Origin of the sequence: Variovorax boronicumulans (genome assembly GCF_040544675.1) — a bacterium.
Classification (GTDB): Bacteria; Pseudomonadota; Gammaproteobacteria; order Burkholderiales; family Burkholderiaceae_C; genus Variovorax; species Variovorax boronicumulans_D.
In genome coordinates, this window is sequence record NZ_JBEPKK010000021.1 from 1 (window position 1) to 18,834 (window position 18,834).

At 68.2% G+C, this 18,834-nt stretch carries 14 protein-coding genes; all 14 read right to left on the bottom strand.

The annotated features are described in order from the left end of the window. Positions 1-707, bottom strand: a 707-nt coding sequence (locus ABIC90_RS25385) for a type VI secretion system Vgr family protein (RefSeq protein WP_354359151.1), incomplete at its 3' end; no start/stop codon positions are given. 24 nt (positions 708-731) lie between these two features. Further along, a complete protein-coding gene (gene tssH, locus ABIC90_RS25390) occupies positions 732-3,482 on the bottom strand; it encodes a type VI secretion system ATPase TssH (protein ID WP_354359153.1) in 2,751 nt (916 codons plus the stop codon). Next, positions 3,479-4,696 carry a type VI secretion system baseplate subunit TssG gene (gene tssG / locus ABIC90_RS25395; protein WP_354359155.1) on the bottom strand — a complete coding sequence of 406 codons (1,218 nt, stop codon included), beginning with the start codon at positions 4,694-4,696 and terminating at the stop codon, positions 3,479-3,481. Before tssG ends, tssH begins: the two co-directional genes overlap by 4 nt. Beyond that, complete coding sequence (tssF, locus tag ABIC90_RS25400; protein ID WP_354359157.1) at positions 4,693-6,564, bottom strand: type VI secretion system baseplate subunit TssF; 1,872 nt, start codon at positions 6,562-6,564, stop codon at positions 4,693-4,695. The genes tssG and tssF overlap by 4 nt, the downstream gene beginning before the upstream one ends. After that, entirely contained in the window at positions 6,564-7,124 is a 561-nt protein-coding gene (gene tssE / locus ABIC90_RS25405) for a type VI secretion system baseplate subunit TssE (protein WP_354359159.1), read from the bottom strand. Before tssE ends, tssF begins: the two co-directional genes overlap by 1 nt. Next, a complete protein-coding gene (locus ABIC90_RS25410; RefSeq protein WP_354359161.1) occupies positions 7,121-7,945 on the bottom strand; it encodes a type VI secretion system accessory protein TagJ in 825 nt (274 codons plus the stop codon). Before ABIC90_RS25410 ends, tssE begins: the two co-directional genes overlap by 4 nt. Positions 7,946-8,114: 169 nt before the next feature. Beyond that, a complete protein-coding gene (locus tag ABIC90_RS25415; RefSeq protein WP_354356144.1) occupies positions 8,115-8,597 on the bottom strand; it encodes an Hcp family type VI secretion system effector in 483 nt (160 codons plus the stop codon). 47 nt (positions 8,598-8,644) lie between these two features. Then, the gene (tssC, locus tag ABIC90_RS25420) at positions 8,645-10,153 is read right to left on the bottom strand and encodes a type VI secretion system contractile sheath large subunit (protein WP_354359163.1); all 1,509 of its coding nucleotides are present in this window, start codon (positions 10,151-10,153) and stop codon (positions 8,645-8,647) included. A 36-nt stretch (positions 10,154-10,189) separates the two neighbouring features. Beyond that, on the bottom strand, positions 10,190-10,759 hold the full coding sequence (tssB, locus tag ABIC90_RS25425) for a type VI secretion system contractile sheath small subunit (protein ID WP_354359165.1): 570 nt from the start codon (positions 10,757-10,759) through the stop codon (positions 10,190-10,192). 75 nt (positions 10,760-10,834) lie between these two features. Continuing rightward, entirely contained in the window at positions 10,835-11,953 is a 1,119-nt protein-coding gene (tssA, locus tag ABIC90_RS25430; protein WP_354359167.1) for a type VI secretion system protein TssA, read from the bottom strand. Positions 11,954-12,094: 141 nt separating this feature from the next. Further along, on the bottom strand, positions 12,095-13,282 hold the full coding sequence (locus tag ABIC90_RS25435; RefSeq protein ID WP_354359169.1) for a fumarylacetoacetate hydrolase family protein: 1,188 nt from the start codon (positions 13,280-13,282) through the stop codon (positions 12,095-12,097). 136 nt (positions 13,283-13,418) lie between these two features. Continuing rightward, positions 13,419-17,180: a molybdopterin cofactor-binding domain-containing protein gene (locus ABIC90_RS25440; protein ID WP_354359171.1), complete on the bottom strand. Its 3,762-nt coding sequence runs from the start codon at positions 17,178-17,180 to the stop codon at positions 13,419-13,421. Beyond that, entirely contained in the window at positions 17,177-17,686 is a 510-nt protein-coding gene (locus ABIC90_RS25445) for a (2Fe-2S)-binding protein (protein ID WP_354359173.1), read from the bottom strand. The genes ABIC90_RS25440 and ABIC90_RS25445 overlap by 4 nt, the downstream gene beginning before the upstream one ends. Further along, a complete protein-coding gene (locus ABIC90_RS25450) occupies positions 17,664-18,824 on the bottom strand; it encodes an ABC transporter substrate-binding protein (protein ID WP_354359175.1) in 1,161 nt (386 codons plus the stop codon). The genes ABIC90_RS25445 and ABIC90_RS25450 overlap by 23 nt, the downstream gene beginning before the upstream one ends. Between the last annotated feature and the right edge of the window lie 10 nt (positions 18,825-18,834).

An 18,834-nucleotide genomic window follows, 5' to 3' on the forward strand; every position in this document is an offset into this window, starting at 1 on the left:
GTGGTGAAGTTGAAGTCGTCCACCGTGTAGCTGCCCGAGCGAAGCTCCTCGCTGGGCTGCCAATCGCGGATGACTTCCAGGTCTTCGCTGATCGCGCGGTCGGCCGCGAAGTAGTCGATGGTCGCGTAGCCGGGCATCGGCTCGTGCGCTGCGATGTCGTCGGCCAGCACCAGCGTGTGCTGGCCCTTCTCGTGCTTGAAGAAGTAGTAGATGCCTTCCAGCTCCATCAGCCGGCTCACGAAGGCGAAGTCGCTCTCGTTGTACTGCACGCAGTACTCCCACTGCCGGTAGCTGCCGCTGAGTTTCTTCTCGAACGCAAAACCGTAGTCGCCGAACACCTCTTCCAGAATGTCCACCACCGTCTTGTTCTGGAAGATCTTGTTGTCGCTCGATCGCGTGAGGTACCACAGCCACGGCCGCACGGTGGCCCGGTACACGGTGTGGCGCACGGTATCGCCTTCGCGCCCCACCATCGAGAAGCGAATCACCTGCCCGTTCAGGAACCTCGGGGCGCCCATCGTCGCCGTCTGGATCTCCAGCGTCAGCGGCTTGCCCAGCACCGACTTCAGGTCGATCGACGCACTCGGGCTCAGCAGATCGACCTCGAACTCGAACAGCTGCGACAGCGCCTCGCTGCCGCGCATCGAGCGAAACTTCAGCGCCTCATCGCCCAGCGGGGTATGGGCCCGCACGACTCTGGTGGCCATAGACTTTGTCTCCTTCTATTTTTTTCATTCGGCAAACTCGTACTGGAAGTCGTCGCCAGCGGCCGAGAGCCGCACACCGGTCAACTTGCGCGCACTGACCGTGGCGCCGATGACTTCTTCGCTCAGCCGCGGCAGGATGGTGTGCGTGAGGATCGCATCGATCATCCGGCCGCCGGACTCGATGGCGGTACAGCGCCGCGCCACCAGTTCGACGGCGCTGTCGTCGTAGTGCAATGCAATGCCGTGGTTCGCTGTGAGCCGCGCGGCAATGCGGTCAAGCTGAAGGCGGATGATGCGGTGCAATGCATCGGCGTGCAACGGGTAATAAGGCACTACAACCAGCCGTCCGAGCAGCGCGGGCGCGAACACCTTGAGCAGCGGTTCGCGCAACGCGGCGGCCAGCGGCTCGGGGTCGGGGAGCAGCGTGGGGTCTTCGCACAGCTGCATGACCAAGTCGGTGCCGACGTTGGAGGTCATGATGATCACGGTGTTGCGAAAGTCGATGTGCCGGCCTTCGCCGTCTTCCATCCAGCCCTTGTCGAACACCTGGAAAAAGATCTCGTGCACGTCGGTGTGCGCCTTCTCGATCTCGTCGAGCAGCACCACGCTGTAGGGCCGGCGGCGCACGGCCTCGGTGAGCACGCCGCCTTCGCCGTAGCCCACGTAGCCGGGCGGCGCGCCCTTGAGCGTGGAGACGGTGTGCGACTCCTGGAACTCGCTCATGTTGATGGTCACGAGGTTCTGTTCGCCGCCGTACAAGGCCTCTGAAAGCGCCAGCGCGGTTTCGGTCTTGCCGACGCCCGAGGGACCGCACAGCAAGAACACGCCCACGGGCTTGTTGGGGTTGTCCAGCCGTGCACGCGCGGTGCGGATGCGCCGCGAAATGGTCTCCAGCGCATCGGGCTGGGCCACCACGCGGGCCGAGAGGATCTCGCCCAGGCGCAGCACCGACTGCGCATCGTCGCGCACCATGCGGCCAATGGGAATGCCGGTCCAGTCGGCCACCACCGTGGCAATGGCCTGTGCATCGACGGCAGCAAGGATCAGCGGCGATTCGCCCTGCAGCTGCACCAGCTTGTCCTGCGCCTCGTTGAGTTCGGCGCGAATTTCTTCGGGCGTGCGTTCGGGTTCGGCGGGTTCCGCAGATTCGGCAGGGAGTTGCGGTGCTTCACCGACCGGATCGGCGTCCTCTTCGGTTGCAACTTCGGCCTCTGCCTCTGCCTGCACCGGCACCGCCGCGGGCGACAGCAGCTTGCGCAGCGCCACGATGCGCTCGACCAGCGCGCTCTCTTCCAGCCGGCGCTGTTCCAGCAGATCGAGTTCGGCCTGCGCGGCGGCGACCTGGGCTGCGATGTCTTCCACGCGCTGGTGCTCGCCCACGCCGATCGCCGCTTCGCGCCCCGCAATGCCCGACTCGATGCCCAGCACCTCGATGCGCCGTTTCAGGTCTTCCAGCGCGGCCGGCAGCGCATGCTGGCTCAGCGCGACGCGCGCGCATGCCGTGTCGAGCAGGCTCACCGCCTTGTCGGGCAACTGGCGCGCGGGAATGTAGCGGTGCGACAGGCTCACGGCCGCTTCGAGCGCGGCATCGAGGATCAGCACGCCGTGGTGCTTTTCGAGCTCGGCCGAGATGCCGCGCAGCATGATCACCGCCTTGGGCTCGGTGGGCTCGTGCACCTGGATGGTCTGGAAGCGCCGCGTGAGCGCCGGGTCTTTCTCGATGTACTTCTTGTACTCCGACCAGGTGGTCGCGCCGATGGTGCGCAAGCGCCCGCGTGCGAGCGCGGGTTTGAGCAGGTTGGCCGCATCGCCGGTGCCGGCCGTGCCGCCCGCGCCCACCAGCGTGTGCACCTCGTCGACGAACAGCACGATGGGCTTGGGGCTCTTCTCGACCTCGTCGATCACCTGGCGCAGGCGCTGTTCGAACTCGCCCTTCACGCCCGCGCCGGCCTGCAGCAGCGTGGGGTCCAGCACCCACAGCGACACGTCCTTGAGCGACGGCGGCACGTCGCCCGAGGCCAGCCGCGAAGCGAGCCCCTCGACCACCGCCGTCTTGCCCACGCCGGCCTCGCCGGTGAGCAGCGGGTTGTTCTGGCGGCGGCGCATCAGGATGTCGATGATCTGGCGGATCTCGTCGTCGCGGCCGAACACCGGATCGAGTTCGCCGGCGCGCGCCTTGGCGGTGAGGTCGCTCGCGTACTTGGCAAGCGCCGAGCCGCCGGCGGCGGGCGCATCGCCCTGGTGTGCGACGGCCGGCCCGCTGCCCGCGCCTGCGCCGGTGTCGGCATCGAAGTCGTCTTCGGGCGAGCCTTCGGTCCACGCGGCCAGCTGGGCCACCAGCACGTCGGGCACGATCTTGTCGAACTCGCGCGAGATGCCCGAGAGCACCTGGCGCAGCCCCGGCGTCTTGATGATGCCCGCCAGCAGGTAGGCGCCGCGGATCGAGGTGGCCTCGAAGCGCAGGCTCGCATACACCCACGCGCGTTCGACGGCGTTGTCGACGTGCTCGGAGATGTCGCTGATCGAGGTGGCGCCGTGCGGCAGCCGGTCGAGCGCGCGCACCAGGTCCTGCTCGACCGCGTCGAGGTTGAGCCCGGCGCGCTTGATGATGCGCAGCATGTCGCTGTCCTGCAGCTGCAGGATCTGATGCAGCCAGTGCACCAGCTCGACATAGGCGTTGCCGCGCAGCTTGGCGAAGGCGGTGGCGGTTTCCAATGCCTTGTAGAGCATCGGATTGAGTTTGGAGAAAAGAGAGACGCGGCGGATGTCGGTCATAAGGCCATGGAAGATGCGGATGCGGCGGACATGCCTGCCGCATCGGTCGCGTTACGGGAAAACAATGCTTCGGGTTGGAACACCATGTCGCCGGCGTCGGTGTCCGAGAGCCGCGTGCCGACCCAGCTGCCCCAGCCCAGGCGCTGGTCGCTGCCCAGCTGCATGCCGCGGGCCTCTTCTTTCTTGAGCACGAGCCGCAGCTCCCAGGCGAATTCGATGCCGACGTACTGGCGCACCCAATCGACCACCTGCTGCAGCCGGCGCGAGCCCGGCAGCAGATCGCGGAACTCCTGCTGCGAGAGCGGGCCCAGCTCCAGGCGGAACTTGCTTTGCGCATCGCGCACCGCCAGGCCGATGGTGGCGCCGCCGCCCAGCCGGTGGTTGCGGCCGAAGCGGCCCAGGCGGCTGACCTCGCGCTCGTCGATCATCACCCAGTCGCTCACGAACTCCACGATCTGCACCGGCACGTCGAAGTAGAGCCTGAGGATCTGGATCAGCCCCTCGGGGTTGCGCGTCTGGCGCACCAGGTGGCCGGCCATGAAGGTGCGCGCATGGTCGGCGATGCGGTCGCGTCCCTTCAGGCCCGGCTGCCCCATGTTCACCAGGCTCGCGACGTAGTCGACGAAACGGTGGCCGTCGGGGCGGTCCAGGCTGTTGACCGACTGCGCGTCGGCCCACGCCCGGTAGAACAGCAGGATCAGCCGGTGATGGAACAGGTCGGCAAACGCGCTGATGGTGTCGTCGTTGTGGTGGCGCTTGCGCTCGCGTGCGTACTCGGTCAGGTGCAGCGGCAGCGGCCCGTTGGGGCCGAACAGCCCGAAACCCAGGATCGAAATGCGCGGCGGCCCGTCGCCGTCGACGTCCACGCCCGACACGTTCGAGGGCGCGAAGGCCATCGAGGGCTCTTGCCCAAGGCGCAGCGGCTCGTCCACCGGCCGCGGCGCACGGCCCAGCAGCGGGTGGTTGCCCTGCGCATCGAGGCGGCGCAGCAGCATGAAGAGATCGTGCTCGTAGGGATGCTCGACCAGCCCGGCCCACAGCGTGGGGTCGGCCTGCGGCATGCCTCGGGCGGGCACGGGCGGCGCGAACGCCGCAGACTGGGTCGGCGCCTCGGCGGCCTCGGCCTCCGTCGGCGCGAACACCTGCGCGCCCTCGCCTTCCCCGTCACCCGGCGCGGCCTGCTCCATCCCGTGGGAGACGCCGGTGTCGTTCATACGGCCGGGCGGCGTCCGACCCGTGGGGTCCATCGCGCGATTTCGCCGCGCTGCAGGCTGGAGAGCGCGAACTCGGTGAAGGCGTTGAGCGACACATGCCGGCTGAAGAACTGCTCCAGCACCGCGCCGAAAAGATAGGGGCTCGACCCCGAGAACGCGACCTCGTCGATCTTCAGCGCAATCTCCACGCCGCGGCCGAAGACGATGGGCCCGGGCTCGGGCAGGCGGCGGAACACCGGCGCCAGCGCCATCGAACGCACGCCCTGGATCTGCCGGCGCACCGACGGGTCGGCCAGGTTGCCGTACAGGTCGAGCATTTCGCGCAGCGCGGCCGCGCCCTGCTCGGCGTCGATGTCGGTGAGGCTCAGGTAGTTGAGGCCCAGGTGGCTGATGAGCCGCCAGGTGAGCGCGCCTTCGGCCAGCGCCGGGTACGGCCGCGACGGGCCGCGCAGGATGCGGATGGCGCGCACCGGCGCCGACACGCGCAGCGTGAAATCGGATTCGAGCCCCGTGGGCAGCAAAAGCGGCAGGTCGCGGTTGGTGCACAGCGCATCGAGCGTGATGTGCCGCATGCTGTGCGGAAAGGGCGCATCGTGCTGGTCGACCAGCGACACATACACCTCGCTGCCGGTGTAACTGGTGCGGGTGCCCTGCGCGCGCGCGCGGTCGGACACCAGGCGCGGTTCGCGCCGCAGCGAGAAGTAGGCGCCGAAGTCGCCGTCGTCGGCCGCGAAAGAGCCGAGGAAGGGGCGGAACTCACGCTCCTCCGAGCCGTTGGCCATGTGGCCGGTGACGCGCTCGACGGTGAAGATCTCGAAGTCGCGCGGTCGCGTGCGGTCGATCACCGCGTGGTGCTCGTGCTGGCCGGGCCCGACAGGAATGCGGTCGCTGCGGCGCGGCACGAGGTTGATGATGGGCGTGCAGAACAACGAGAAGTGCTTGGCATCGACCAGCCGCTCCAGGTCGGCGTCGGCGCGGTCCAGCAGGATCACGATCTCCATCGTGCTGCCGCTCATGGCCGCCGCCGCGGCGCGCAGGTTCTTCACGCTGAAGAAGAAGTAGCGCTCGGGAAACGCAAAGTACTCGTGCAGCAGCCGGTAGCCCTGGAACGAGCGTGCGTCGTAGGGCAGCAGCGCCTGGTCGGGGTCGAAGCCCTCGTGGCGGATGACCTCGTCGCCCAGCGGCACGATGCGCGCGGTGGAACCCGGCCCGCTGCGGCAGACCACGCCCACGCTGTGGTGCGCCACCAGTTCGAGCACGCGCAGCGCATGCAGCTCGGCGCCCGACAGGAAGAACTCGAGCCGGTCCAGCGGCATCTCCGAGAACCTGGCACCGCCCACCGCTTCCAGCTTGATGGTGATCGCGCTCTTGGCCTGGCGCGCCACCTGCGGCATGGCATGCCCGATTTCCGCGGGCACCGGTCCGATGGCGGCATCGGCGATCTTCAGCGGCCACAGCGTGACCGCGTGGCCGGTGCGGAACTCGCAGGCCGTCTGCTCGCCCTTGATCATGCGGCCGCGCAGGATGGTGTGGCGCGGCAGTTCGTAGCCCGCCTTCAGCGAGCCTTCGTTGAGGTTGCCGTCGATCTGCACCACGGCCATGGCCGGCAGCGGCGCAAGGAAGTTGGGGTACACCACCTCCAGCAGGCGCTGCGAGAAGCGCGGAAACTCCGCGTCCATCTTGAGCTGCACGCGCGCGGTGAGAAAGCTGAAGCCTTCGAGCAGGCGCTCCACATAGGGGTCGCTGACCTCGATGCCGCGCATGCCCAGGCGGCCCGCGATCTTGGGGTAGCGCTGCGCGAACTCGGCCCCGAGCTCGTGCATGTAGGTGAGTTCGCGGTTGTAGTAGTCCAGCAGGCGCGCGTCCATCAGAGCCCTCCCGTGGGCCGCAGGACCATGTGGCCGCTTTCCAGGTCCAGCTCGGAACGCAGGATGAATTCGATGGGGTACGGGACCGACCACAGCGTGCCGCGGATCTCGAGCGCGAGCAGGTTGTGGTGTTCCAGGTCGTTCACCTCGGTCACGCAGCGCACGTCGATGCTGTCCTTCATGATGCGCGGCTCGAAGTCGATGATCGCGGCGCGGATGGCGGCCTCGACGTCCGCGAAGTCGACCTCCGACATGCGCCCGCCGGCCCAGCCGCGCACACCGTAGTTCACGACAGAGCGCCGCGCGCGCGGCATGGTGTTGATGTCGTGGTCGGCGCCGAAATTGGTGGTGTTGAGCAGCCACTGCAGATCGCGCAGCACCGAGTCGCGCAGGAGCTTGCCGCTCATGAGGAAGGAGCCCGCGCGCTCCTTGCGGGTCTGCGGCTGCTTGTCGGTCAGGCGGTCGAGCAGCACGGGCTGCAGGCGGTCGCGGGCGACGCTCTCCTGCTGGTCGCCGTCGACATCCTTGGCCGGGCGGCTGACAGGCAGCGCGGTGCTCACGAGGCGGCGTCCTCCGCGAACTCGACCAGCCGCACATCGAGCAGCGAATGGTCGCCGGCTTCGCTGATCAGCGTGCGCTGGCCCACGCCTGCGTACTGCTCTTCGCCCGCCAGCGGCAGCCAGTCGGTGCGGCGGCCCAGCGTGGTTTCGTCGTCCAGCCCGTCGAGCTGGCCCGGGTAGCGCACCGGCACCAGGCCGTTGAGCCCGCGGCCGTCGTGCAGCACGATCTCGGCCGGCGTCCACAGCAGGTCGACCAGGTGCTGCGGGCGTTGGAATTTCAGACGGCGCACCGCATGCAGCGGCAGCCAGGCATAGCCCGAAGGCGTGAGCAGCTCCAGCACGGCGCCGATGCGCACATCGCCGTCGCAGAGCCAGGCGAATTCAGCGGTTTCCACCGGTTCGCCGTCCAGGGCCTCCGCGGCGCGGGAATCGGAGCGGTCCACGCAACTGAGCGTGCCCTGCAATGCAGGCGCGGCCTGGCGCGCGGTTTCCCGCAGCTCGGCGGCTTCGGCCGCCTTGTCGGGCGGCAGCGCGACGGCGGCGATCAGGCCGTCGACCCAATCGGCGGGGCCGGCCACGATGGCGGGCGCGGGTCCGCCGTTCCAGAATTCGGTTCGGAGTTTTTCGGCCCGGAGCGCCATCGCACAGGTGGCACTGGCCGGCGCAAAGGAAGGATCGATCTTGGCGGCCAGCTTGAGCTGGTCTTCAGCACGCTGCCATTCGCCGCGCAAGGCGAGGAAGTGGCACAGCGCGAGCCGCAGGCCCGCGTTCTGCGGACTGGCGCGGATCTGCCGCTGTATCCATTCGGTGTGCTCGGCCACGGACCGCTCGCCCAACACTGCAAACCCATTGCCCATGGCACTTCCCCGTTGACTCGCACACGACGAGACGTCGTTTGGTGGTGATCCTCCGCCGAAGGGCAGGCCGCCGGCCGGCGCGCGAACTGCTCGCGCGTCCGGCCCGGGCTGCCCCCGGCATGACGACAGGAAGTCAGACTTCCTTGTTTTCCTTGATGTTCCAGGCCAGCACGGTCTCGGCGCCCTTGCCGCCCTTTTCCGTCTGTTCCCAGTACTGCTGCTTGACCTTGGCGGCCTGGAAGGCGTACTGCACGAACACCGCATCGCTGCCCTGCTCGGCCGTGTACTGCACCGAGGTGACCAGCACTTCCTCGAGCGTGACGCGGGTGTATTCGATCTGGCCGCCGCCGGCCTTGCAGACCGACACTTCGATCTTGGACAGGTGCTTGCCGCTGGCGCAGTTCTTCAGCACGGCAGGCGCCGCCTTGTCGATGCGCGCGAGCACTTGCAGGTCGTTGAAGCTGGCCTTGCCCACGCCGCCGCCACCGCCGCTGACCATGTTGCCCGGCTGCGTCGCGCCCCAGGCGAACGACTTGATATCCGTCCACTCCTTGTGGTTCGAGTCCTTGGATTCGCCGTTCGCGCCCTCGACGCGCATGAACATGTCTACTGCCATGAGTAACCCCCAAAGTTATATGTGCCCGACTACGGGACACCGTTGAATTAGCTGCTGTCCTTCTTGTTGGATGGCAGCTTCGAAACCAGCCGCAACGACACCGTCAGCCCTTCGAGCTGATAGTGCGGCCGGAGGAAAAACTTGGCGGCGTAGTAGCCGGGGTTGTCCTCGATGGACTCCACCTGGACTTCCGCTGCCGCCAGCGGCTTCATTGCCTTGGTGTCTTGCGACGACGTGCCGGGGCTGCCGTCCACGTAATTCATGATCCAGTCGTTGAGCCAGCGCTCCATGTCCTCGCGCTCGCGGAACGAACCGATCTTGTCCCGCACGATGCACTTGAGGTAATGCGCAAAGCGGCAGCATGCGAACAGGTACGGCAGGCGCGCCGCCAGGTTGGCGTTGGCCGTGGCATCGGCGTCGTAGTACTCGGCCGGCTGCTGCAGCGACTGCGCGCCGATGAAGGCCGCGAAGTCGGAGTTCTTGCGGTGCACCAGCGGCATGAAGCCGTTCTTGGCGAGCTCGGCCTCGCGGCGGTCGCTGATGGCGATTTCGGTGGGGCACTTCATGTCCACGCCGCCGTCGTCGGTCGGGAAGGTGTGGGTGGGCAGGTTCTCCACCGCGCCGCCCGATTCCACGCCGCGGATCGAGGTGCACCAGCCGTACTGCTTGAACGAGCGGTTGATGTTCACGCCCATCGCATAGGCCGAGTTGGCCCAGGTGTAGCGGGTGTGCGCGGCCGAATCGGTTTCTTCCTCGAACTCGAACTCGTCGACCGGGTTGGTGCGTGCACCGTAGGGCAGGCGCGCGAGGAAGCGCGGCATGGCCAGGCCGATGTAGCGCGCGTCTTCCGATTCGCGCAGCGACCGCCAGGCGGTGTGCTCGGTGTTCTGGAAGATCTTGGTCAGGTCGCGCGGGTTCGACAGCTCCTGCCATGAGTCCATCTGCATCACGGTGGGCGAGGCGCCTGCGATGAAGGGGCAGTGCGCGGCGGCCGCGATCTTGGCCATTTCGCCGAGCATCTCGACGTCGGGCGGGCTGTGGTCGAAGTGGAAGTCGCCGATCAGCGCGCCGAAGGGCTCGCCGCCGAACTGGCCGTACTCGGCTTCGTAGATCTTCTTGAACAGCGGGCTCTGGTCCCAGCCGATGCCCTTGTGGCGCTTGAGCGAGCGCGCCACTTCGCGCTTGGACGCGCACATCACGCGGATCTTGAGCTGCTCGTCGGTCTCGGTGTTGTTCACCAGGTAGTGCAGGCCGCGCCATGCGCCTTCGAGCTGCTGGAACTCCTCGTGGTGCAGGATCTGGTTGATCTGCTCGGAGAGCTTGCGATCGATCTCCGTGATGATGCTCTGCACAGTGCGATAGGCATCGTTGGAGATGGTGACCGTGTTTTCCAGCGCCTGCACGGCGAGCGTCTTGACGGCGTTCTGCACCGCCTCGCGCGCCTGGTCGGTCTTGGGTTTGAACTCGCGCTGCAGGAGGTCGGAGAACTCGTTGGGCTCAAGCGCCTCGACCGTGGTGGTCTGCGCGCGCGCTGTCTGTTTGGGTGCGGTGCTCATGATGGAGATCCTGTCGGCTTGCGTTGCTGCTGGCGCTTACTCGGAAGGGGTGCCGGGGTTGCCGGCCTTTTCGTTCGCCGCTTCCACCGCCTTGGCCACCGCGGGGTTCGGGGCCGAGGCCAGCGACTTGAGCAGCGCCGGGTTCTGCAGTGCCTGCGTGATCAGCTGCTCCGCGCCGTTCTTGCCGTCCATGTAGGACAGCAGGTTCGACAGCTCGGTGCGGGCCGCCAGCAGTTGCTTGAGCGAGTCCACCTGGCTGGCGATGCGCGCGGGCGAGAAGTCGTCCATGGTGTCGAAGGTGATGTCCACGTTCATCTGGCCTTCGCCGGTGAGCGTGTTGGGCACCTGGAACGCCACGCGCGGCTTGATGGCCTTCATGCGGTCGTCGAAGTTGTCGATGTCCACTTCCATGAATTCGCGGTCGACCAGGTCGGGCATCGGATCGACCTGCTTGCCCGCGAGGTCGGCGATGACGCCCATCACGAAGGGCAGCTGGATCTTGCGTTCGCTGCCGTAGATCTCGACGTCGTACTCGATCTGCACGCGGGGCGCACGGTTGCGCGCGATGAACTTCTGACCACTGTTTCTGACACGGTTGTCTGCCATAAGCTTCCTCTTGAAACTGAATGCGTGAGTCGGACCTGACTGCCTGCAAGCCTGCGTACTCGGCGGCCAGCGCCGCTACTGCGACGAGGCGCCGCCGCCCACCGGTCGCCCGGCCAGGCTTTCTATCTTCTGCAATCCCTCCGGCACGAGCTCTTCGATGATCTGGAAGAAATTGAGGTCCAGCAATCTTTGCGCTCGTCGGATCAACATGGGCGCCGGATGACTGGGCTCCGCGCGCTCCAGGTACTCGCAAGCTTTTTCCAACAACACTTGCACATCATCACGGCTCGATATTTCAAACTCTTTAATACTCGGCGGACGTAGGCCTGCGCCGCCAGTTGCGGCACCAGCGCCAGCGCTGTGCACGGCCGTGGCAGGCGGTTGCGACGTGCCGTTTCCGGCCGCTCCCGCACCCGCGGCACCCGCATCGGTTGCGGCCTTCGGGCTCGCGGTGTCGGCCTCGGCCGGCTGCTCGGGCAGCATGTGGACCACGGTGCGCATCGACCGCTCGAGCCGCGAAAAATCGGGCGCCCAGCTCTGGCCCAGCGCCCGCTCGGAGGTCTCGCGGATGCGCTGCAACAGCTCGAGCGCAGCGCGCAAGGCCACCACCGGCGGCGTCGCTTTTTCATGCGCGCGGCGCGCCACTTCACGCAGCCGGCCGATGCCGCCCGGGTAATCGATCTGATCGGCCTTGCTCGAATCGAGCAGGGCCTCGACCTGCCTGAGGCTCACCGACGTGCCGCCGTCGTCGAGCAGGCGGGCATCGCGCACGCTGCGTCCGAGCCCTTCGGCCTCGGCCAGCGCGGCCAGTGCGTTCATGCGCGGCAGCGGGTCTTCGAAGCCGTCATCGACGACCTGCGGATGCACGCCGTCCCAGAATTTTTGCAATACCGCATCGACCAGCCGGAGACCGTCGACATAACCGGGCAGGCCGCGCGTTTCGGTCCAGGCCAGGGTCAGGGGCACCAGCACCCGCAGGTCGCGCGTGCGTTCGCACAACTGCCTGGCGATGCGCTCCACGCGCGCCCAGTCGGGAGGCTCGGCCGGAATGATGGTGGAGCCGAACTGCTGCTCCCGCTTTCCGGTCGTCGCCTGTTGCAACGCCATGAAATCGGGGTCGTATTCCAGGTCTTCTCCGCACGGAAGCGGGCCGTCCACAGGCGACTGCAATAGATCGATTTCACTCGGCGACAACCGGCTCTCCCTTTTTTGTTAACCAACATCAACAATGGTTATCTTGAGGGGAACAGGAGTTGCGGTCAACAGCAACAGAATGCAACACGCGGGCAATGAAGCCCAAAGGACTACATCTTCCTGAAACGCGACACCAATTGATTACAGCAACCCACGCCCGCCAAGATTGCGCATCAGCGCACTCAGGCCAAAAGTCCACCGCGGTGCCTGGTCGGCGTGAACCACGCGGTTGAACAGCGCGCCGAGTTCCGGTGCGCCGATGCGCACGTGGTCGCCGACGACGTGCGTGAATCCTTGCCCAGGCCCGTGACGGTCTTGTGTAGGCGCGAACATCGTGCCGAGAAACAACATGAAACCGTCCGGGTAGTCATGGTGGATGCCCACCGCCTGCGACACGATGTCCAGCGGATCGCGGCTGATCCTGGCAAGCGAGCTGGAGCCTTCGAGCGTGAAGCCTTCGGGCCCCGTCACCTGCAGCGCCACCGTGATGCGGCGCACCTCGGCGATGCCGAAGTGCTCGTCGAACAGGCGGATGAACGGGCCGATGGCGCAGGACGCGTTGTTGTCCTTGGCCTTGCCCAGCAGCAAGGCGCTGCGGCCTTCGAAGTCGCGCAGGTTGACGTCGTTGCCGAGCGCCGCGCCCAGCGTCTGGCCGCGGCTGTTGACGGCCAGCACCACCTCGGGCTCCGGGTTGTTCCAGACCGAACCCGAATGGATGCCCACGTCGGCGCCGGTGCCCACGGCGGCGAGCACCGGAGCCTTGGTGAAGATCTCGGCGTCGGGGCCGATGCCCACCTCGAGGTATTGCGACCACATGCCCTGTTCGAGCAGCACCTCCTTGACCTTCGCGGCCTCAGGGGAGCCGGGCACGATGTTCGCGAGGTTGTCGCCCAGCACATCGCCGATGGCCGCGCGCGCGGCCTCGGCCCTGGAGGCGTCGCCGCGCGCCTGCTCTTCGATCACGCGTTCGAGCAGGCTGGCCACGAAGGTGACGCCGCTGGCCTTGATGACCTGCAGGTCGCAGGGTGCGAGCAGCCAGGGCTGGCTGTTGTCGCGCGCGGTCTCGTCGCTGTTGGCCAGCACCGCATCGAGCGCGGCGATGCGCGGCGCCTTGCCGCCCCGCAGCGCGGCATGCACGGCCTCTGACGGCGAGCCCTGCGCTTCGAGCAGGTCGCTCATGGTGGGCGCGAGCGTCGACAGGTCGTGCAGACCGCCTTCGTGCACGGCCACCAGCACCGGCCCCACGCCGGGTTGCCAGATGCGGCCGACCAGGGTGGCGCGCGCGGCGTCGGCGGGAAGGCTGGTCGAGGGCGAGAGGTTCAGGGCCATGGTGCGGTGTGTCTCCGTTTGAATGTGTTCGATGCGGCGCGGCCATGGCGAGCAAGGCGCGCGACGCAGCATCGTAGCCCCGGCGGTGCGCACGCACAGGCAGTGCGCCCGGACACTCGGCGCGGCCTCGCCCGGCTCAGCGGCCTGCGCCGTGCGCCTTCGCCGCGCGGACACGCGCCACCTGCGCGGGCAGGTCGGTCCATGCCGGCTCCTGCGGCGCGAAGCGCGCGCGCATGTAGCCGGCCAGCTCGGCGATCTGCCGGTCGTCCAGGGCCTCGCGGAACGCCGGCATGAAGCCGATGTCGCGGTTCGCCGGCTCGCGCACGCCGTCGAGGATGGTGCGCAGCAGGTTGTCGGGACGCGCGCTCGTGAGGTTGCTGTTGAGCGCAAGCGGCGTGTTCACGCCCAGCAGCGTGGGGCCGTTGCCGTCGTGGTGGCAGGAGGCGCAGGCGCTGTCGAACATGCGTTGCGCAGGGCCGAGCAGCTGGCCTTGGGTGCGTGCCGCGTTGTCGATGGCCTGCTGCGCGAGCGCCTGCGGCTCGGCGGCCGGCGCGGGATTGAACGAGCCCAGGTAGGTGGCCATCGCGCGCACATCGGCATCGGACACCTCGCCCAGTTCGCGCACCACCTCGGCCATCGGGCCGCCGGCGATGCCATGGCGCTGCGTGTGGCCGTGGCGCAGGTACCGGTAGAGCTCTTCGGCATCCCATGGCACGGCGGACTTCGACAGATGCGTGAGCGCCGGCGCCTCCCAGCCGTCGATCATCGCGCCCGAAAGGAATGCGCTGCCGCCCTGCTCCGCGCCCAGCGCATTGCGCGGCGTGTGGCAGGCGCCGCAGTGGCCCAGGCCGTTGACCAGGTAGGCGCCGCGGTTCCATTCGGCGCTTTGCGTCGCCACGGGTTGCAGCGGTGCCGGGTCGTGGAAGAGCGCGTTCCAACCGGCCATCAGCGGACGCATGCTGAACGGGAACTTGAGCTCCGACTTCGGCGTTTCCGCGCGCACCGCAGGCATCGACATGAAGTACGCATACAGCGCCTGCAGGTCGTCGTCGCTGGTCTTGGCGAAAGCGGTGTACGGGAACGCGGGGTACAGGTAATGGCCGTCGCGCGAGACGCCTTCGCGCATCGCGCGCTGGAACGCGCTGAAGGACCAGCGGCCGAGCCCGGTGTCGGCATCGGGCGTGAGGTTGGTGGTGTAGAGCGTGCCGAAGGGCGTGTCCATCGCACGCCCACCCGCGTTGGGCGCGCCGCCGGGCGCGGTGTGGCACACAGCGCAGTCGCCGAGCGCGGCGAGCACGCGGCCGCGCTCGATGGTGGACTGGCTGTAGACCGGGGCGGTAAGCGAGACGGGGGCGATGGACGAGCGCCAGCCGAGCAGCCCGGCGACGAGTCCGATGCCGCCGATGAAGAGGGCGGCGCCTGTGGCCCACACACCTTTTCTTTGGGGCCAGATGGCTCCCGCATTGCTCCTTCCCCCTCTGGGGGAAGGCTGGGATGGGGGCACAGCGGCGTCACCATTCGACCGCCGCATGCCCCCACCCCCGCCCTCTCCCAAAGGGGGAGGGAGCAAACCCCGATTCAACTCCGCCAGCACCGTCTCCGGCGTAAACGGCGGCGCCCTGAACCTCACCCCCGTCGCATCGAAGATCGCATTCGCAATCGCCGCCGTCCCCGGCACCGACGACGACTCGCCCGCACCCAGCGAGGGCTCGCCCGGCCGCGGCATGTGCATCACCTCGATCACCGGCACGTCGCGGAAATTGATGATCGGGTAGCCGCCCCACTCGCGGCTCGCCACCACGCCGGTCGGCCGCACACCCGGCAACTGCGCGCCGCCCGGCGGCGTGCCCTGCTGCGGCGCGAACTTCACCTCTTCCATCAGCGCGCGGCTGGTGGTCTGGATCACGTTGCCGTGCACCTGATGCTCGACGCCCGCGGGATTGACCATCAACCCCGCGTCGTGCCCCACCACCACGCGGCGCACATGCACCTCGCCGGTCTTGCGGTTGACTTCCACATCGGCCACCCACGCGGCCCATGCGGCGCCGTAGCCCGGCCACTTGCTGTGGATGTAGCGCGCGTACGCAAAGCCCTGGCCGAAGAGGATGTCGCCGCCCTCGCCCAACCCGCCGTCCGCGTTTTCCTGCGGCCCGGTGCGCATGCGCCAGCCGGCCTTCTGCGCAGTGGCCTGCACCAGTTCGACCGCGCGCGGATCGTTCAGATGGCGCAACCGGAACTGCACCGGATCGACGCCCGCCGCCGTCGCCAGCTCGTCGATGTACGACTCGTGCGCGAACGAACTCGGCAGCGCCGACACGCCGCGCAGCCACGAGGCGCGCACGATCGGCGCCATGTCGTTGACCTTCACGCGCAGGTTGTCGCAGCTGTAGGGCGGGCGCGCGGTGCGGTCGCCCATCTCGTAGGCCTGCGCCACCGGCTCGATGGTGCGGGTGAGCAGCAGTGCGAGCGTGGGCGCACCGTTCGACGGATAGGAAGTCACGAAGTCGTAGGCGGCGATGCGGCCATCGGCCATCAGCCCGCCGTCGACTTCCATCAGCTGCGCAGCGCCCTTGGGCTCCCACGCATGCTCCTGCTCGCGCGTGAGCTGCACGCGCACCGGCATGCCCACGGCGCGTGCGAGCAGCGCCGCATCGGCGGCCACGTCGTCGGCGCCGTTGCGGCCGTAGCAGCCCGCGGCTTCCATGCGGACCACATCGACCTGCACGTCGTCCACGGCCATGAGCTTTGCCAAGTCGGCGCGCAGCACGTGCGGGTTCTGCGAGCCCGCCCACACGCGCAGTTGCATGCCGCTGCCGTCCGCCGGCTGCCAGTCGGCGAGCGCACACGACGGACCGATGGAGGCATGCATCTGGTACGGCCAGACGTAGGTGCGCTGCATCGGTTGCGCGGCGGAAGCGATCGCGGCGTCAACGTCCCCCTCATCGACCAGCAGCCGCTGCGTCGAAGGGTTGTCGCGCAGCGCCTGCGCGACATCGGAAAGATCGGGCATGCCGGGCCACGGCTTCCAGGTGACGCGCAGTTCGCGCAGCGCCTGCTCGGCGTGCTCTTCGCGCTCGGCCACGATGCCGACGAAATCGCGGACCACAACCACGGCGCGGATGCCGGGGATGTGCGCGATGGACGATTCATCGACTGAGTCGAGCGTGTTGCCGATGAACTCGCCGTGGTCCGCGCCCGCATACGGCGGACGCACGACGCGCCCGTGCAACATGCCGGGCACGCGCATGTCGTGCACGAACACGAGGTCGCCCGCGAGCTTGGCGGGAATGTCGACGCGCGCCTGCCGCGTGCCGACGATGCGGTAGTCGGCCGGGTCCTTCAGTTGCGCGGCGGTGTCGAGCCGCAGCACCGTGCGTTGATGGGCGACGAGGTCCGCATAGTTGACTTGGCGATCCGGCGCCTCGGCGACGCGCACGACGCCGTTGCGCACCTGCAGCGCATCGACCGCCACGCCCAGGCGTTCGGCCGCGCGCGCCAGCAGCCAAGCGCGCGCCTGTGCGGCGGCAAGGCGCAACGGCTGCGCATGGATCTGGATCGACGCGCTCGCAATCGTCGCGCCCTGGTTCGGCGCGCGCGCGGTGTCGCCCAGCATCATGCGCACGCAGGGCATGCCCAGGTCGAGTTCTTCGGCCACGATCTGCGCGAGCGCGGTCTGGATGCCGGTGCCCAGGTCGACGTGGCCGTTGAGCGCGGAGGCGCTGCCGTCGTCCCACACCGCGAGCAGGATCTCGTCGCCTTCGATGGGGTTGCCGGCGATCAGCGCCGGCTGGCCCTTGGCAGGCGGCGGTGCGGGCGGCGCATCGCGCACCACGAGGAGCACGCCGTCGGCGGCAAGGAACTCCGCGCGGGTCTGCGGCAGGTCGGCGCGGCGTGTCATGCGGCTTTGTCTTCGTGCGATGCGCTCATGCGCGCGGCCGCGCGCTGCACGGCGTCGAGGATTTCAATGTGCGTGCCGCAGCGGCACAGGTTGCCCGACAGCTCGCTGCGGATGCGCGCCTCGCTCGCCCGCGGATCGCGCGCGAGCAGCGCCGCGGCCTGCATCACCATCCCGTTGAGGCAGTAGCCGCACTGCGCGGCCTGTGCGTCCTCGAACGCCGCCTGCACGGGATGCCATCTCCCGCGCATGCCCAAGCCCTCGAGCGTGGTGACAGCGCGCCCCGCCACGCCATGCGCGGGAATCACGCAGGCCCTCGCCGCCACGCCATCCACATGCACCGTGCAGGCACCGCACTGCCCCAGCCCGCAGCCGTACTTGGGCCCGTTGAGCCCGAGGTCGTTGCGCAGGAAGTGCAGCAACGACGCCTCGCGCGGCACGCCCGCGAGCGAACAGGCCCGGCCGTTGACCTGCAGGTGCGGTGGCTCAGCGCCGCAACTGTCCGTCACGGGTGTACATCTCCAGGTCCACGAAGGTCGAGCCGTTGTGGTTCTTGGCGCTGTAGTCGATGGGGAAATCGCCGAAGCGCGTGTTGCCGATGCCCTCGAGCCCGGCGATGAAGCTGTCGCGCGTGAGCGTCTTGCCCGCGCGGCGCAGGCCCTCGACCATCACGCGCGCGACGATGTAGCCCTCCAGCGTGGTGTAGCTGTCGATCTTTTCGCCGAATTCGGCGCGGTCGCGCTGGTAGTCGGCCACGATGGGCACGCGCTGCGCGGTCGGCGGCGGCACGATGCTGGCCGTGACCAGGCCCGCGAGCTTGCCGTCCAGCCGCTTGGCGGAACCAGCGGCATCGGTGATGCCCACCGACAGCGTGTACAGCGGCGCGCCCGCACCGCTCGCGCGGTAGTCGCGGATGAAGGTCTCGACCATGCGGCCGGCCATGATCATCACGACCGCGCCGGGCTTGGCCGCCGAGATTTCGGCGGAGACCTGCTTGGCGTCTTCGGCGGTGATGGCCAGCGGCAGCGTCTTGACCACCTGCACCTTGTATTCGGCCGCCAGCTGCTCGCAGGTGGCGAGGTTCGACTTGCCGAAGGGGCTGTCCTGGTACACCACCGCGATCGACGAGAAGCCGATGGTCGAGAGGTGGCTGATGATCTTGCGCAGCTCCAGGTCGTAGCCCGCGCGCACGTGAAAGAGGTAGCGGTTGACCTTGGTGCGAAACGAGGTGGTGCCCACCAGCGGCGCGAACATCGGCACGCCCGCCTTCTCCGCGAGCGGCATTGCGGCCGCGAGGTTGCCGGTGGCGACGAAGCCGGTGAGCGCGAAGACCTTGTCCTCGTCGATCAGCTTGGCGGTGTTGACGGCCGTCTTGGCGGGGTCGTAGGCATCGTCGTAGGAGACGAGTTCGATCTTGCGGCCGTTGACGCCGCCCGACTTGTTGACGCGGTCGAAGTACAGCTTGATGCCCGCGCGATAGTCGACGCCGAAGTCCTTGGCCGGCCCGCTGAACACGGCCGACTGGCCGATGCGGATGGCGGTGTCGGTCACGCCGTTTTCCGCGCGTGCCGAACGCAGCAGGCCCGGGCCCAGCGCCAGGGCCGCGCCGCCCGCCACCAGGGCGCGCCTTGAAATCGAAAGCTTCATGCGTCTTCTA

What these genes read in the sequence shown, in the direction of transcription:
- tssH (WP_354359153.1), bottom strand. Translation starts at nt 3,482, where the DNA reads ATGACCGACATCCGCCGCGTCTCTCTTTTCTCCAAACTCAATCCGATG.
- tssG (WP_354359155.1), bottom strand. Translation starts at nt 4,696, where the DNA reads ATGAACGACACCGGCGTCTCCCACGGGATGGAGCAGGCCGCGCCGGGT.
- tssF (WP_354359157.1), bottom strand. Translation starts at nt 6,564, where the DNA reads ATGGACGCGCGCCTGCTGGACTACTACAACCGCGAACTCACCTACATG.
- ABIC90_RS25415 (WP_354356144.1), bottom strand. Translation starts at nt 8,597, where the DNA reads ATGGCAGTAGACATGTTCATGCGCGTCGAGGGCGCGAACGGCGAATCC.
- tssC (WP_354359163.1), bottom strand. Translation starts at nt 10,153, where the DNA reads ATGAGCACCGCACCCAAACAGACAGCGCGCGCGCAGACCACCACGGTC.
- tssB (WP_354359165.1), bottom strand. Translation starts at nt 10,759, where the DNA reads ATGGCAGACAACCGTGTCAGAAACAGTGGTCAGAAGTTCATCGCGCGC.
- ABIC90_RS25435 (WP_354359169.1), bottom strand. Translation starts at nt 13,282, where the DNA reads ATGGCCCTGAACCTCTCGCCCTCGACCAGCCTTCCCGCCGACGCCGCG.
- ABIC90_RS25440 (WP_354359171.1), bottom strand. Translation starts at nt 17,180, where the DNA reads ATGACACGCCGCGCCGACCTGCCGCAGACCCGCGCGGAGTTCCTTGCC.
- ABIC90_RS25450 (WP_354359175.1), bottom strand. Translation starts at nt 18,824, where the DNA reads ATGAAGCTTTCGATTTCAAGGCGCGCCCTGGTGGCGGGCGGCGCGGCC.